The organism is Streptomyces sp. NPDC104307 (assembly GCF_055584045.1).
Genome location: NZ_JBVJMU010000035.1, coordinates 1 through 16,982 on the forward strand (window position 1 = coordinate 1; position 16,982 = coordinate 16,982).

The window sequence follows — 16,982 nt, forward strand, 5'->3', positions numbered from 1 at the left end:
TCACCAACAGTCTCCCGACCCTCAGCAAGCACCTCCCAAAACCGATCAACATTCTCCGCACCCGGCAGACGGCACGCCATCCCAACCACGGCAACGGCTTCGGACACAGCGGTGTTCTGCTTGTTCGACATGACGGGTGAGCCTCATTCCTTGGTCATGAGTGAATCCACGTAATCCGCTATGGATTCGAGAGTCGGGCAGTCGTACACGATCGTGGGCGGCAGATCGAGGCCGGTCGCCTCGGCGGTCTTGTTGCGGAGTTCGACCGCCATGAGGGAGGTGAACCCGATTTCGAGGAGGACGACTTCGGTGCCGACCTCGGCCGGGGAGTCGGCGCCCATCACTTCGGCCGCGAGTTCGCGCAGCACCGAGAGGAGCAGCGGGCGCCGCTCTGCCGGGGTGGCTGCGGCGAGACGAGCCGCCGTGACGGGCTCGTCCGCATCGGTGGCGTCCCCGGCCGCCGCTGCCCGCCGCCCGGCGGGGACGGTGCGCGGGGCGGAGGCGACCTCGTCGAGCCAGTACGTGCGGTGCTGAAAGGCGTACGGAGGCAGTTCGACCGGGGCGACGGTGTGGCCGACGGTCTGGGCGGCCCAGTCGACGGTGGCGCCCCGCACGTGCAGCCGGGCCAGGGCTGCCAGAAAGGCTGTGGCCTCGTCCTGGTCGCGGCGGGCGAGCGGAACAGCCTCTGCGGCCCCTGCGGCTGTGCCCAGACATTCGGCAACCATGGGGGTGAGGATGCTGTCCGGGCCGGCCTCGACGTAGGTGCCGACTTCCTGTCCCGCGAGCCAGCCGATGCCGGAGGCGAAGCGGACGGTGTCGCGCACGTGCCGCACCCAGTAGTCGGCGGACGCCAGATCCTCGCGGGTGGCCGCTGTTCCGGTGAGGTTCGAGACGATGGGGATCGTGGGCGGGGCGGGGTCGAGACTCTTGGCGATCGTCGCGAACTCGTCGAGCATGCCGTCCATATGGGGCGAGTGAAAGGCATGGCTGACCGTCAACTGCTTGCTACGACGGCCTAGTTCAGCGAAGTGCGTGCCGATACTGGCGACGGCGTCCGAGTCACCGGAAATCACCACCGACGTGGGGCCGTTCTCGGCGGCGAGGGCGACGTGCTGCTCATGTCCGGCGAGCAGCGGACGTACCTCGTCGGCGGTGGCCTGGACGGCGAGCATCGCACCGCCGGACGGGAGCGCCTGCATCAGGCGACCGCGGGCGGCGACGAGGGCGGCCGCCTCGGCGAGCGTCCATACGCCGGCGACGTGGGCGGCGGTCAGCTCGCCGATGGAGTGGCCTGCCAGAAAGGCGGGGCGCACGCCGAAGCTCTCCAGAAGACGGTACTGGGCTACTTCGAAGGCGAAGATGCCGGGCTGGGTGTAGGCAGTGCGGTCGAGGAGCCCGCGGTCCGTGCCGTCCGGTGCCGCCCACAGTGCCTCGCGCAGCGGCACGTCGAGGTGGGTGTCGAGCGCGGCGCACACCTCGTCGAAAGCGCCGGCGAAGACGGGAAAACGCCGGTACAGGTCGCGTCCCATGCCCGGCCGCTGGGATCCCTGGCCGGAGAAGAGGACAGCCAGCGGGGCTCGGCCGACCGGGGCGCCGCGGACGATCTGGGGGGCGCCGCCACCTCGGGCCAGCTTTGCCAGGCCATGGGCGAACGTCCCGGCGTCGCCGGCAACGACAACAGCCCGGTGTGGGAAGGCGGTCCGGCCGGTGCCCAGGGTGTGGGCAATATCGGCGGACGCGAGTGCGGGGTGGGCGGCGAGGTGCGCGGCGAGCCGGGCGGCTTGGTCGCGCAGGGCTCGCGGGGTGCGGCCGGCCAGCGGCCAGGCGAGCGGCGCCGGGGAGGATATCGGGGTGTCCGTCCCGGGGGCCGCGGCCCCCGGTTCCGTCGTCTCTTCCGGGGCCTCTTCGACGATCACATGGGCGTTGGTGCCGCTGATGCCGAAGGAGGAGACGCCGACCCGTCGAAGACGCGGGCCGCGAAGCCAGGGGGTGGGCTCGCGGAGCAGTTCGACGGTGCCGGCGCTCCAGTCGATGTGGCTGGTGGGCCGTTCGGCGTGCAAGGTGGGCGGCAGGGTCTCGTGGCGCAGCGCCATGAGCATCTTGATAACGCCACCGACTCCGGCGGCAGCCTGCGCGTGACCGATATTGGACTTGAGCGAGCCGAGCCGCAGCGGCCGGTCGGTGGAGCGATCACGGCCGTAGACAGCCTGCAGGGCCTGTGCCTCGATGGGATCGCCGAGAGTGGTGCCGGTGCCGTGTGCCTCCACGGCGTCGATGTCGCCAGGGGTGAGCCGGGCGTCAGCCAGCGCGTCCTGGATGACGCGCTGCTGAGAGGGGCCGTTGGGCGCGGTGAGGCCGCTGCTCGCGCCGTCCTGGTTGACGGCGCTGCCGCGCAGCACACCGAGAACGCGGCTGCCTGCCCGGCGGGCGTCGCCGAGCCGCTGGAGGTAGAGCACGCCGACGCCCTCCGCCCAGCCCGTCCCGTCGGCGTCGGCGGAGAAGGATTTGCAGCGCCCGTCGGGGGCAAGCCCCCGCTGCCGGGCGAATTCGACGAACGTGCCCGGGGTGGCCATCACCGTGACGCCGCCGGCCAGTGCGGTGGTGCACTCGCCGCGGCGCAGCGCCTGGCAGGCCAGGTGGAGTGCGACCAGGGACGAGGAACAGGCGGTGTCGAGGGTGAGGGCGGGCCCTTCGAGGCCGAGCGAGTACGAGATGCGGCCGGAGGCGACGCTGGGAGCGCTGCCCGCGCCGATGTAGCCCTCATAGCCGTCGGGTGCGGGGCGCAGGCGGGAGCCGTAGTCGCTGTACATGACGCCGACGTAGACGCCGGTGCGGCTGCCGCGCAGCGTGCGGGGGTCGGTGCCGGAGTTCTCAAGCGCGGCCCAGGAGTGTTCGAGGAGCAGCCGCTGCTGGGGGTCGATGGCCAGGGCTTCTTTGGGAGTGATGCCGAACAAACCCGCGTCGAAGGCGGTGGCGTCGGCGAGGAAGCCGCCGCTGTGGGTGTAGCAGGTGCCGGGGGTGTCCGGATCGGCGTCGTACAGGCCCTCAAGATCCCAGCCCCGGTCGGTGGGGAATGCGCCGACGGCGTCGGTGCCGTCGGCGACCATCTGCCAGAGTTCTGCGGGGGAGCCGGCGCCGGGGTAGGCGCAGCTCATGCCGACGACGGCGATGGGCTCGTGCCGGGCGCCCTCCAGTTCGTCGATACGGCGACGGGCCTCGCGCAGGTCGAGTGTCATGCGCTTGAGGTAGTCGAGGAGCTTGGGGTCCTGGTCGCTCATCGTGCGTCTCCCTGCGCGGCCGGGGCGGTCTCCTGGAGGGCGCGGATGCGGGCCGCGGTCCCGTACGGTGTCGCGTCGTTGTAGAGGTCGACCATGCGGACGGTGACGCCGAAGCGGCTCTCGATCCGCTGCACCAGCTGGGCGCCGAGCAGGGAGTGGCCGCCATGCGCGAAGAAGTTGGACGTCGCGTCGATGTCGGCGCGCTCCAGGAGTTCGCGCCACAGGGCGAGGAGTCCTGCGACGAGTTCGTCGCTCTCGGCGTCGGCGCCGCCGGCGCCGCCGGCGGCGCGCTCGGTGCGGCGCTGGGCGGCGAGCCGGGTGAGCGCCAGGTGGTCGGTCTTCTGGCTGACGGTGGTGGGGAAGGCGTCCACGGTCAGGTACTCCTGGGGTACGGCCGCTCCGGGGAGAGCGGCGCGGGCGTGCTGCCAGAGCCGGCCGGCGATGTCGTGGGTGTCGGGGCCGTCCTCGGGGACGAGGAAGGCGACAAGTGCGGGTCCGGAGGGGGCCTCGTCGACGACGACGGCGACGCCGGCCACGTCGGGGTGTTCGAGGAGGACGGCTTCGACCTCTCCGAGTTCGATGCGGTTGCCTCGCACCTTGACCTGCCGGTCGACGCGGCCGTGGAGTTCGAGGCGCCCGTCGAGCAGCCAGCAGGCGAGGTCGCCGGTGCGGTAGTAGCGGCCGTGGACGGGGTGGACGGCGAACCGTTCGGCGGTGAGTTCGGGGCGTCCGTGGTAGCCGGCGGCGACTCCGTGTCCGGCGACGCACAGTTCACCACGTACCCCGACGGGGAGTTCGCGGCCCGCGTCATCGGCGACGAACGCGACCGTGTTGGCGATGGGAACGCCGATGTCGACGCAGGTGGTGTCCTCGGGCACCAGCCCGGAGGTGGAGTAGACGGTCGTCTCGGACGGAGCGTAGGCGTTCCGCAGCTCGCAGCCGGCCGCGGTGATCTTCCGGGCCAGGGCGGGCGGCAGGGGCTCACCCCCGGTGAGGGCGCGCACGCCGACGAGCAGGTCCTCGGCCGCGTCGACGACGGTCCGCCAAGTGGTGGGGGTGGCCTGGACGATGGTGACGCCGTGGCGGGTCAGCAGAGCGCGCAGGGCCTCGCCGTCGGTGCGGGCGTCGTCCGGCGCGACGGCGATCCGGCCGCCGCTGATGAGGGGCACGAAGAGCTCGACCGAGGAGATGTCGAAGGTGAACGTGGTCAGCCACAGGGTGGTGTCGTCCTGTGCTGCCCGCAGTTCGGCGGCGAAGTGCGTGATGACGTTGGCGATGCCGCGGTGGGTGATGACGGTGCCCTTGGGGACGCCGGTGGAGCCGGAGGTGTAGACGAGGAAGGCGGTGTCATCCGGGCCTGAGGCTGCGGCGAGGTCGGTTTCGGACCCGGCGGGGATGGTGGCGGTGGCGGTGACCTCGGCCATCGGGTGCACAGGGGTTCCCGGCGCCGTGGACACCTCGATGCCGGGGGCGGCGAGGACCGCGGTGGCGCCGGAGTCCTCCAGGAGGTGGGCGATGCGCCGGTCGGGGTGGTCCGGGTCGAGGGCCACGTAGGCGGAGCCGGCCAGCCAGGTGCCGAGGACCGCCGCGGCGAGTTCGGGGCCGCGCCGCCCGGCGAGCGCCACGACCGAACCGGGGGCCACGCCCGCGCCGGTGAGCACGGACCGGTTGGCGAGCGCCGCCGCCCACACGGCCGCGTAGCTGCACTCCCGGCTCTCGGTGACAACGGCGGTCGCGTCGGGGGCGGCGTGTACCCGGTCGGCGACGGCCCGCAACAGGGTGGCGGGTTCGACCGTACGGGAGGTGGCGTTGGCGGTACTGATGACGAGGGTGTCCCGGGTGCTGTGCACGGGGATGTCGCCCATCGGCCGGTCCGGGTCCGCACCGAGCGCGATCAGCAGGTCGTCATAGCGTTCGAGGAGAAGTTCGGCGTCCGTACGGTGGAGGATCTCGGTGTAGAAGACCCCGCGGATCTTGATTTCCTGCGGCGAGGCGAAGAAGAAGAACTCCAGGTCGAACTTGCTGTGGCCGTTCTCGATGAGCAGGCGGCGGGCGGTGATGCCGTCGATCTCGAAGTGTTCGGGCCCGGCATCGGGCACGTAGTTGAACAGATGCCGGAAGACGGTGTTCCGCCAGGTCGCGCCGGTGTGCTGAATCTCCGGCAGCAGTGCGTCGACCGGCACGTCCGTGTGGGTCATCGCCCCGAAGAACGCCTCACGGGCCCGGCCGGTCAGGTCCCGGAAGCCCGCATCGAGGTCGACGTGGGCGCGCAGCGGAAGCGTGTTGACGTGGTAGCCGACGGCGCGCGGCGCCTCCGGTCCACGGACGCTGACCGGGGAGCCGACGACCATGTCGGGGCCGGCGCCGTGCCGGGCGAGCAGCAGGTAGTAGGCGGCCAGCAGCACGACGCCCTCGGGGGCGCGCAGCTCGCGCTGGAGGCGGCGGACCGCGTCGTGAGCCCGGGGCGACAGCGCGTGCAGTACGTAGTCGCCGGTCAGGGTCGGCTCGGGGATGTCCTCCGTCCCGCAGGACAGGCCGAGCCGGCTCGGGTCGAAGCCCTCCAGATGCCGCCGCCAGTAGGCGAGGCTCTCCTCCTCGTACGGGGCCGGACGCAGCGGACGCTGAACCTCCTGAAGGTGGTCGGGAACACCGAGCCCCGCCGAAATCCCTTCGTATGCCTCGATGAACTCCTCCAGCAGGATCCCGGAGGAGATCGCGTCGAAGACGATGTGGTGGACGACGATGCACACCACGTCGCCGTCGGGGCCCTGGAGGTGCGCGGCGCGCACCAGCGGCTGCCCGTCGAACGCGAACGGCGCCCGTACCACCGCGTCGATCTCCTCATCGACCGCGTCCCCCGCAATCTCGCGGCTGTCGACCCGCACGCCGAACCGCTCGGCCGGCACGGTCTGCTTCACCAGTCCGGCGGCCGTGCCGTAAAAGACGGTGCGCAGAATGTCGTGCCGGCGCAGAAGCGCGTCAAGGGCCTCCTGGACCTCCCACTCCCCCAGCGCGTCCTCGGCGGTGAAGACGACGGAGAGGTTGTTGACGGCGCTGGACGGTACGAGCTCTTCGAGCAGCCACAGCGCCTGCTCCTTGCGGTTGGCCGCGACAAGAGCCGGCGCCGGGCCGGTCACCGGCGTGGTGGGAGTGGTGAGCATCCGGGTTCCTTCACAGGTCGAAAGGGCGCTGGTGGGCGGCAGGCCCGGGGCTGAGCCGAACCGAGAGGCCCTAGGCTTTGGCGGACACGGCCCAGGTCGGACACGGCCTAGGTGCGGTCCTTGACCAGGCCGGCGACGATGCGGGCGATGTCAGGGGTGCGCAGCAGGTCGACGTGGGCGACGTCGAAGCGGACCTCCTCGGCAGCGACCTCGTCGAACTGGCCGGGGTTGAGGGCGCGCAGCGCGTTGAGGCCGCTGGTGGGCGTCGCCGAGGTGATCACGGTCGAGCGACGCCAGGCAGGCATCGGCTCGATCTGCTCGGCGGTGGCCAGGTAGGAGAGGAACGCACCTGCGGTCTCGGTCAGTTCGGCCCGCCGGACACTGTCGAGGCCCAGCTTGTCGAACGCCTTGGTGGCGACCGTGTGGTAGAGCACCAGCAGCCTGCGGGCCAGATCCGTCAGATCCCGGCAGTCCTCCTGGGCCCGCTGGCCCGCGTCCTGCGCCCGCCCGGTCTCGGCGGGGCCGACCGTCTGCGTCATCTGCCCGACGGCCTTGTGGAACTGCCAGTACATGCTGGCCGCCGAGGCCCGCTCCGGATCGAACAGGATCGTCAGCGGGAAGCTGCCCCGCCAGGCCTCGATCTCCTCGGCGATAGCCGCGGCGTACACGCTGCCCGCGCAGAACCCGAGGACGGCGCGGACCTGCCGGCCACTGGCCTTGATCTCGTCCATCCACTGCTTGACGTAGGCGTCGGCGGGCAGGTCCGGGCGAGTGGCGACGGCCTGCGGGATCGTCTCCCATACCGTGAGGCCCGCGCCGATGTGGCCAACGAAGTCGGTGAACCGCGCCTCGGCCCGGCCGGTGGCGTCGAAGTCGACCGCGAGCACCACGGAAGCGGGATCGTCGTCGGTGAGCACGTTCCAGGTGACGGGTGTGGTGGTGCGGCCAGTGGTGAGTGTAGGCACAGCAGGTGAATGGGACATGGGGCGTCTTCCTGTTCTCTCGGTGGCTCGGTGGCTCGGTGGCTCGGTGGCGAACGCGGGGCGAGCCCGCGGGGCGCTGCGTGTGCTGTGTGCGGTGCGTGTGCTGTGTGCCGTGCGTGCGGTGCGTGTGCTGCGTGTGCTGTGTGCGGTGCGTGCGGTCGCTCAGGAGGTCCGCCCGAACTCCTCGTCGATCAGGTCGAGAATCTCCGTGGCCGACGCGCTGTGGATTCGGGCGACCGCGTCGGCCTCCTGCGCGGCGCCGCCGTCCTGCACGACGGGCGACCAGGCGGCGAGCAGCCGCTCCAGGCGGGCGGCGACCGTACGGCGCAGTTCGTCGTCGGGGTCGGCGGTCAACGCGGCTTCCAGCCGGTCCAGTTCGGTGAGGACCGGGGTGGGCGCCTGCGCAGGGCGCTGGGTCGTCCAGAGGTGCTCTGCGAGGTCCAGGGGCGTCGGATGGTCGAAGACGAGAGTCACGGGCAGCGGGCCGTCGATCGCCGCGCTCAGCCGGTTGCGCAGCTCGACCGCGGTCAGCGAGTCGAACCCGATGCTCTTGAAAGGCTGTTCGTCCTCGATCCGTCCCTCGTCCGCGAGCCCGAGTACCGACGCCACCGTGGTCCGCACCAGACGCAGGCACACCTCCCGTTGCTCCGGCTCGGCAAGCCCGATGAGCTGCGCCGACAGCGGCGCCCCCGCGGTCCGGGCGCCGCGCGGCGCCGACCGGCCGACGAGGCCGCGCAGCCGGGGCGCGAGCGCTCCCGCCGCTGCCCGCTCGCGGAGGGCGGGCAGGTCGAAACGGGCGGCCACGACGACCGGCCTCGGATCGGAGAGTGCCTCGTCGAGCAGGCCGAGGCCCTCGGGAACGCTGATCGACCGCAGCCCTCCGAGTGCGGTACGTGCCGCTCCCATGCCGTCCCTGCCCTCGCTGCCGCCCTTCCCGTCCAGAGGTTCCGTCGTGTCCCAAAGCCCCCAGGCGATCGAGGTGGCGGGCAGGCCCTGGGCGTGGCGGTGTTCGGCGAGGCCGTCGAGGAAGGTGTTGGCGGCCGCGTAGTTGGCCTGGCCGGCGTTGCCGACCTGCCCGGCGACCGAGGAGAACAGGACGAACGCCGCTGGAGCGGCATCCCTGGTCAGCTCGTGCAGATGCCGGGCCCCGTCCGCCTTGGGGAGCCACACCCGCGCCAACCGTGCCGCATCGAGGGACTGGACCACGCCGTCGTCCAGGACACCCGCCGTGTGGAATACGCCGGTCAGGGGGTGCGCGGGATCGATTGCCGTGAGCAGTCGCGCGACCGAGTCCCGGTCGGCGATGTCACAAGCGGCAAGCTCCACTCGGACCCCGGCAGCACGCAGCTCCTCCATGAGTTCCCGGGCACCGTCGGCGTCGATTCCACGCCGGCTGAGCAGCAGGAGGTGCCGTACGCCGTGCTCGGAGACGAGATGCCGGGTCAGCGCGGCGCCCAGGGCACCGGTCGCGCCGGTCACGAGGACGGTGCCGTTGGGATCGAGCGGCTGTGGCTGGGGCTGGGGCGGTAGCTGTGGCTTTGTACGAGCCTGGTCTTGCTGCTGCGCGCTGCCCCGGGTGCCGCCCGTGGCCTGGACGAGACGAGGCACGGTCATCCGCCCGTCCGCGAGCCGCAGCTCCAACTCACCGGAGGCGAGGGCGCGGGGCAACGCCTGTACGCCCTCGGCGTCCGCCAGGTCGAGGTCGACGAGGCGTACGCGACCCGGATTCTCCGCCGCGACCGTACGCAGCAGGCCCCATGCGGCGGCCGCGTCGAGGGATGCCTCGGAGTCGGGGCCGCCCGCACCGTTCAGCACGACCAGCGTGGAGTCACCGCGACGCTCGTCCGCGAGCCACTCCTGTACGAGGTCCAGCAGCCGTTCCACCTCGGCGTACGCACCCTCGCCTGTGGCGTCGGCGGCAGTACCGCAGGTGACGAAGAAGAGGTACGGCCGCGACGCATCGTCGGCACCGAGCCCGAACCGGCTCGCGATGTCAAGCGGATCCGGGCCCAGGACTGCGGCCTGATTCGCCAAGTCGACTTGCTCGGAGCCCAGTTCGGCCTCCACCCAGTGGATGTGATGCAGGGGTATACGGGCGCTGCTCTGCTTGCCGAGTTTTGCTGTGTCGATGGGGTGGAGGGTGAGGTTGTTGATGGTGAGGGTGGGGGTGGTGGGGTGGGTGGGGGTGGTGGCGGTGAGGGTGTAGGTGGTGTGGTCGGTGTTGGTGGGGGTGAGGGTGGCGTGGAGGGTGGTGGTGGGGGTGTTGGTGGGGGTGTTGGTGGTGTGGTTCCAGGTGTGGGGGATGAGGGTGGTGGTGAGGTCGGGGGTGGTGGCGAGGAGGGCGTGGAGGGCTGCGTCGAGGAGGGCGGGGTGGAGGGTGTGTCCGGTGGGGTCGAGGTGGTCGGGGAGGGTGAGGGTGGCGTGGAGTTGGTGGGTGGTGGGGTTGTGGGTGAGGTGGGTGAGGTTCTGGAAGGCGGGGCCGTAGGTGTAGTGGTGGTCGGTGAGGCGGTCGTAGAGGCCGGTCAGGTCGACGGGGTGGGTGTCGGCGGGGGGCCAGATGGTGTGGTCGACGGGGGTGGTGGGTGGTTCGTCGTGGGTGAGGGTGGCGGTGGCGTGGAGGGTCCAGGGCGCCGGGGTATCGGGGTTGGTGTCGGGGTTGGTGGGGTGGTTGGTTTCGGGGCGGGTGTGGATGGTGAGTTCGGTGGTGCCGTTCTGGTCGTTGTTGTTGTTGTTGGTGGTGATTTGGAGGGTGCGGGGAGTGTGGGGGGTGAGGTGGATGGGGGTGTGGAGGGTGAGGGTGTCCAGGGTGGGGTGGCCGGTGAGGGTGGCGGTGTGCAGGGCGAGGTCGAGGAGTGCGGTGCCGGGCAGGATGGTGGCGCCGGCGATGGTGTGGTCGGCGAGCCAGGGCTGGTCGGTGGGGGTGAGGCGGCCGGTGAGGATGTGCTGGCCGGTTTCGGCGAGTTCCAGGTGTGCTCCCAGCAGGGGGTGGCTGGTCGGGGTGAGGCCGGCGCCGGTGACATCGTTGCGGTGGGTGCCCTGGAGCCAGTAGCGCCGGCGCTGGAAGGCGTAGGTGGGCAGGTCGGTGCGGTGGCCCTCGTGGAGGAATGAGGTGAAGTCGATCTCGGTGCCGACGGTGTGGGCGGTGGCCAGGGCGCCCAGCACGGAACGCTCCTCGTCCCTGCCCCCACGCAGAACAGCGACCGCGGTCAGGTCGGCTGCGGGCAGGGCTTCTTGGACCATGGCGGTCAGGACCGGGTCCGGTCCCAGTTCGAGGTAGGTGCTGACGCCTTGGGCGGCGAGGGTGGTCAGCCCGTCGTGGAAGCGGACGGTGCCACGGATGTGCCGGGCCCAGTAACCCGGATCCGCGAGCTCCTCGGCCGTCGCGACCCGGCCGGTCACATTCGACACGACCGGAATCGTTGGCAGTCCGAAGGTCAGTGACGAAGCGACCGCGGTGAACTCCTCCAGCACCTCATCCATATGCGCGGAGTGAAACGCGTGACTGACCGCCAGCCGCTTCGACTTCCACCCACGGCCGGCAAACTCCCCAGCCAGCTCCTCGATCGCGTCCGCATCCCCGGACACGACGACAGCGCCCGGTCCGTTGACCGCCGCGACATCCACCCGCCCGGCGAAGCCGGCCAGCAACGGGGCAATCGCACTCTCCGACGCGGCCACCGCGAGCATCGCCCCGTCATCCCGCGCGGCCTCCATCAGCCGGCCCCGCGCCGCCACCAAACGCCCCGCATCCTCCAGCGACAGCACACCGGACACATGCGCCGCGACGAGTTCCCCCACCGAATGTCCCAGCAGCACATCCGGACGCACCCCACGATGCTCCATCAACCGGAACAACGCCGTCTCCACCGCGAACAACGCCACCTGCGTGTACTGCGTCCGGTCCAACAGCCCCTCCGGGCCCCCGCCGAACACCACGTCCCTCAACGGCACCGCCAGATACGGATCCACCACCCCACACACCGCATCGAACGCCTCCGCGAACACCGGCTCACCCGCATACAGCTCCCGGCCCATACCCACCCGCTGAGCACCCTGACCGGTGAACAGGAACGCCGTGCGCCCCACACCCGCCCGACCCACCACCACCCCGGGCCCCACCTCACCCACAGCCACCGCGTCCAGGCCCGCCAGCAGCTCGCCACGGCCTCGACCCACCACCACCGCCCGATGATCAAACACCGACCGCGACACCACCAACGAACGACCCACATCACTGCAAGCAACATCACCGTTGTTGGTCACGAACTCCCGCAACCGCACCGCCTGCTCACGCAAAGCCTCCTCGGAACGGGCACTCAGAACCCACGGCACCACCCGAACCGAATCCGGGGAAGCCTGTTCGGGGGAAGCCTGTTCGGGGGAAGCCGGGTCCGGGGAAGCCGGGTCCGGGGAGGCCTGTTCCAGGACCACGTGCGCGTTCGTTCCGCTGATGCCGAAGGAGGAGACGGCCGCCCTGCGCGGACGCCCCACCTCCGGCCACACCCGCTCCTCGGCCAGCAGCGACACCGCACCCGCCGACCAGTCCACATGCGAGGTCGGCTCATCCACATGCAGAGTGCGCGGCAGCACACCCTCCCGCATCGCCATCACCATCTTGATGACACTGCCGACCCCAGCAGCCGCCTGTGTATGACCGATGTTGGACTTCAGCGACCCCAGCCACAACGGCTGCTCAGCCGAATGCTCCTGACCATACGTAGCGATCAGTGCCTGCGCCTCGATCGGATCACCCAGCTTCGTACCCGTACCATGCCCCTCCACCACATCCACATCCGCAGGCGTGAGGCGGGCATCGGCCAGCGCCTGGCGGATCACCCGTTGTTGCGAAGGGCCGTTGGGGGCGGTCAGACCGTTGGACGCACCATCCTGATTGACGGCGCTGCCCCGGATGACGGCCAGCACGGGGTGGTCGTTGCGCCGGGCGTCCGACAGCCGCTCCAGGACGAGCAGGCCCGTGCCTTCGCCCCAGCCGGTCCCGTCGGCGGAGTCGGAGAACGCCTTGCACCGGCCGTCGGCGGACAGGCCGCGCTGCCGGCTGAACTCCACGAACGTACTGGGGGTCGACATGACGGTCACGCCGCCGGCCAGCGCCAGTGAGCACTCGCCCTTACGCAGCGCCTGCGCCGCGAGGTGCAGGGCGACCAGCGACGACGAGCACGCCGTGTCCACCGTGAGCGCGGGCCCTTCCAGCCCCAGCGTGTACGCCACCCGACCCGACGCGACACTGCCGAGGCTGCCGTTGACGATGTAGCCCTCGAAACCCTCCGGTGCGGGGCTGAGCCGGGAGGCATAGTCGTTGTACATCACGCCCGTGAAGATGCCGGTGTCGCTGCCGCGCAAGGTCTGCGGATCGATGCCCGCCCGCTCCAGCGCCTCCCACGAAGTCTCCAGGAGCAGCCGCTGCTGCGGGTCCATGGCCAGAGCCTCGCGCGGGCTGATACCGAAGAAATCGGCATCGAACTCGTCCGCGTCATAAAGGAACCCGCCCTGGCGGGTGTACGAGTGACCGGTCGCCGCCGGATCCGGGTCGTACAGGTTCTCGTCCCAGCCCCGCTCGTCGGGGAAGTCACCGACCGCGTCCACACCATCCGCCACCAGGTCCCACAGACCGTCGGGGGAGACCACTCCGCCCGGATAGCGGCATGCCATGCCCACGATGGCCAGCGGCTCGTGGCTCTTCGCGTCGATCTCGGCCAGCTGACGACGTGCCTGTCGCAGATCGGCCGTCGCACGCTTGAGGTAGTCGCGGAACTTGTCTTCGTTGCTAGCCACTGGGAGAACCTTTCGGGGCTGCGTCGGACTGCGGTCCTGAGGAACGCGTCAGTCCTCGTGGACCTGGATGGCGAGTGAGGGGCAGCGACGGGCCGCGTCCCGGGCCTCCGCGTGCTGGTCCGGGCCGGGCTCCGGTTTGAGGACGAAGGCGATACCGTCCTCGTCGCGCTGGTCGAACAGATCGGGCGCCACCATGACGCACATGGACGAGGCACAGCATTCGGCCTGATCGACGGAGATACGCAGCGTCGTCACCAGGTCACCTCCAGAGTGTGGATTCCATAGACGGACGAGTCCTTGTACGGGAGCCGGTCCGTCGGTTCGACGAGTCGCAGCCCCGGGACGCGTGAGAACAGGGTGTTGAAGACGATTTCAAGCTCGGCGCGGGCCAGGTTCTGCCCCAGGCAGGCGTGGACGCCGAAGCCGAAGGCGAGATGGCCCGCGGTGTTGCGTCGCGGGTTGAACAGCTCGGGGTCGGGGAACATCTCGGGGTCGTGGTTGGCCGCGGTCCCCGACGCGATGAACCCTTCGTCCGCGCCGATGCGGACCCCGCTGACCTCGGTCTCTTCCAGTAGCACCCGCGAAGTCGGGTAGTCGACGATGCTCAGATATCGCAGCAGCTCCTCGACGGCCTGCGGCATCAGGGAGGGGTCGGCGACGAGTGAGTCGAGGTCAGCCGGGTGGCCGTCGAGCATCACCGTCACACCCAGCGAGATCATGTTGGCCGACGTCTCGTGTCCGGCGAGCAGGAGCAGCATCGCGAACCCGGTCAGGTGCTCATGGTCGTAGAGGCCTGCCTCGCGGTACTTGACGATGAGACGGCTCAGGAGTCGGTCGTCGGGTTCGGAGTCCTTGCTCGTCACCAGTTCGCCGAGGAACGCACGGAGCGAAGCGAACGCCCCCTCGCGGTCCGCCGCGGTACTGGCGCGGCTCAGCAGGATCTCGGTGTTCTTCTGGAAGATGTCGCGCGAGGTGTAGGGCACGCCGAGCAGTTCGCAGATGACGAGGGAGGGGACGGGCAGAGCCAGTTCTCGTACCAGGTCGACGGGCCGGCCGGAGGCGCCCACGGCCAGCACACGGTCCACGCACTCGTCGACGATCTCCTGGATGCGGGGCCGCAGCCGGCGCACCTGGTGAGCGGTGAACTCGCCCGTCACCATCCGGCGGTGCAGCGCGTGCTCGGGCGCATCCATGGACAGCAGGAAGCCCTTCTGGGCGAAAGCCTGTGTATTGGCCACGGTCGCGGGAAACGCCGGGTGGGCACGGTTCGAGGTGGTCGCCGGATTGCTGAGCAGAGCGCGTACGTCCTGATAACGGGTGAGCAGCCAGGCCGTCCCGCCATCCTGCAGACGCACCTTGGACACCGGTGTCTCGCTGCGCAGCCGGGCGTATTCCGGAGGAGGCCCGAACGGACAGGACCGGACCATGGGAAAGGAAGGTATGCCGGTCTCCGCGTCGAACTCTGTATCGGTTGCCATTTCGGGTTCTATGCCGGATTCTTCGCCAAAATTCATGAGGTGGGTCTCCCCGCTCGGCATGAAAAGAGATGCCGCGTTTCCGCGCGCAATTCTGAAGCACCGTAAGAGGGATTCCTAAATTGGTGCTAAAAACTGGCGGAGTCGTGCCGCGCCGGTCATTGTGTGATCCACCCGCACCTCCGGTACCAGGCGCTTTAGCGTCGGAAAAGACGTAGCCAAGCCACCCTGTGGAAGTCTGCCGTGCGAACGAGTGAGCGCATTTAGCGATGCCCGCGGCACCGGCACCTGATCGTCCAGGGGGGATGGCTCTTACATGCCGAACGAAGAGAAGCTCCGCGACTACCTCAAGCGCGTGACCGCAGATCTGCAGAGCACACGCCGTCGCCTCTCCGATGTTGAGGGGCGGGATCGCGAGCCGATCGCCATCGTGGGTATGGCATGCCGATTCCCAGGGGGCGTGGCTTCCCCCGAAGAAATGTGGAAACTCGTCGCTACCGCCGGTGACGCCATCGGAGATTTCCCGGACAACCGAGGCTGGGATCTGGAACGCGTCTACGACCCGGATCCGGCGGCGACCGGTCACTCGTACACCCGCCAGGGCGGGTTCCTTTACGACGCGGACGAGTTCGATGCCGATTTCTTCGGGATCAGCCCGCGTGAGGCGCTGGCCATGGACCCGCAGCAGCGGCTGCTCCTGGAGACTTCGTGGGAGGCGCTGGAGCGGGCGGGCATCGACCCGGGTGCGCTGCGTGGCAGCGACACCGGCGTCTTCGTCGGTGCCATTCCGCAGGACTACGCACCCGGTGTCCACGAGGTGCCCGCCGAGGTCGAGGGCTACATCGGATCGGGCGTGCTCACCAGTGTCGCGTCGGGTCGGGTGGCGTACACGTTGGGGCTGGAAGGGCCCGCGCTCACGGTGGACACGGCGTGCTCGTCGTCCCTGGTCGCCCTGCACCTCGCGGCGCAGGCGCTGCGTAAGGGCGAGTGCTCACTGGCGCTGGCCGGCGGCGTGACCGTCATGTCGGCGCCGCGCATCTACATCGAGTTCAGCCGGCAGCGCGGCCTGTCCGTCGACGGTCGCTGCCGCGCCTTCTCCTCCGACGCCGACGGCACGGGATTCTCCGAGGGCGTGGGCATGCTGCTGGTGGAGCGCCTGTCGGACGCCCGGCGCAATGGTCACCAGATCCTGGCTGTCATCCGGGGTAGTGCCGTCAATCAGGACGGTGCGTCCAACGGTCTGACCGCGCCGAACGGTCCTGCTCAGCAGCGGGTGATCCGTCAGGCTCTCGCCAACTCCGGACTGACCGGCGCCGACGTTGATGCGGTGGAGGGGCACGGCACGGGTACGAAGCTGGGTGATCCGATCGAGGCGCAGGCACTGATTGCTACGTATGGTCAGGAGCATTCGGCTGAGCTGCCGTTGTGGCTGGGGTCGCTGAAGTCGAACATCGGTCATACGCAGGCGGCTGCTGGGGTCGGCAGTGTCATCAAGATGGTGATGGCGATGCGGGAGGGTGTGCTGCCGCGCACTCTGCACGTGGATGAGCCGACCTCGCATGTGGACTGGTCGGCGGGTGCGGTGTCGCTGCTGGCCGAGGAGCGGGTGTGGCCGGAGGTGGGGCGTCCGCGCAGGGCTGCTGTCTCCTCCTTCGGCATCAGCGGAACGAACGCGCACGTGGTCCTGGAACAGGCCTCTCCGGAGTCGGACCCGGCTTCCCCGGACCCGGCTTCCCCCGAACAGGACTCCCCGGATTCGGTTCGGGTGGTGCCGTGGGTTCTGAGTGCCCGTTCCGGGGCGGCTTTGCGTGAGCAGGCGGTGCGGTTGCGGGAGTTCGTGACCGGCAGCGACGTGGCTGACAGTGATGTGGGTCGTTCGTTGGTGGTGTCGCGGTCGGTGTTTGATCATCGGGCGGTGGTGGTGGGTCGGGACCGTGGGGAGTTGCTGGCGGGCCTGGATGCGGTGGCTATGGGTGAGGTGGGGCCTGGGGTGGTGGTGGGTCGGGCGGGTGTGGGGCGCACGGCGTTCCTGTTCACCGGTCAGGGTGCTCAGCGGGTGGGTATGGGGCGGGAGTTGTATGTGGGTGAGCCGGTGTTCGCGGAGGCGTTCGATGCGGTGTGTGGGGTGGTGGATCCGTATCTGGCGGTGCCGTTGAGGGATGTGGTGTTCGGCGGTGGTCCGGAGGGGTTGCTGGATCGGACGCAGTACACGCAGGTGGCGTTGTTCGCGGTGGAGACGGCGTTGTTCCGGTTGATGGAGCATCGTGGGGTGCGTCCGGATGTGCTGCTGGG

7 protein-coding genes and 1 pseudogene are annotated in these 16,982 nt (G+C 70.0%); 1 reads left to right on the forward strand and 7 read right to left on the reverse strand.

Annotated elements, in window-relative coordinates:
* The 7 genes and pseudogenes from ACZ601_RS38945 to ACZ601_RS38975 all read right to left on the reverse strand — a co-directional run.
* The coding region (locus tag ACZ601_RS38945) for a beta-ketoacyl synthase N-terminal-like domain-containing protein (RefSeq protein ID WP_469546968.1) at positions 1-131 on the reverse strand (131 nt) is incomplete at its 3' end.
* Positions 132-143: 12 nt separating this feature from the next.
* Positions 144-3,278 (reverse strand): type I polyketide synthase, encoded by a 3,135-nt coding sequence (locus tag ACZ601_RS38950; RefSeq protein ID WP_469546952.1) that lies wholly within the window; start codon positions 3,276-3,278, stop codon positions 144-146.
* The gene (locus ACZ601_RS38955) at positions 3,275-6,439 is read right to left on the reverse strand and encodes a non-ribosomal peptide synthetase (RefSeq protein ID WP_469546955.1); all 3,165 of its coding nucleotides are present in this window, start codon (positions 6,437-6,439) and stop codon (positions 3,275-3,277) included. The genes ACZ601_RS38950 and ACZ601_RS38955 overlap by 4 nt, the downstream gene beginning before the upstream one ends.
* 107 nt (positions 6,440-6,546) lie before the next feature.
* Positions 6,547-7,404 carry a hypothetical protein gene (locus ACZ601_RS38960; protein WP_469546958.1) on the reverse strand — a complete coding sequence of 286 codons (858 nt, stop codon included), beginning with the start codon at positions 7,402-7,404 and terminating at the stop codon, positions 6,547-6,549.
* A gap of 180 nt (positions 7,405-7,584) precedes the next feature.
* Positions 7,585-13,206: pseudogene (locus tag ACZ601_RS38965) on the reverse strand (type I polyketide synthase); the annotation flags it as partial.
* Between the two features lie 57 nt (positions 13,207-13,263).
* Positions 13,264-13,470 (reverse strand): ferredoxin, encoded by a 207-nt coding sequence (locus tag ACZ601_RS38970; RefSeq protein WP_440578875.1) that lies wholly within the window; start codon positions 13,468-13,470, stop codon positions 13,264-13,266.
* On the reverse strand, positions 13,467-14,693 hold the full coding sequence (locus ACZ601_RS38975) for a cytochrome P450 (RefSeq protein WP_469546961.1): 1,227 nt from the start codon (positions 14,691-14,693) through the stop codon (positions 13,467-13,469). Before ACZ601_RS38975 ends, ACZ601_RS38970 begins: the two co-directional genes overlap by 4 nt.
* Before the next feature lie 313 nt (positions 14,694-15,006).
* Here ACZ601_RS38975 and ACZ601_RS38980 point away from each other — a divergent pair.
* A partial coding sequence (locus ACZ601_RS38980) for a type I polyketide synthase (RefSeq protein WP_469546965.1) occupies positions 15,007-16,982 on the forward strand: 1,976 nt, incomplete at its 3' end.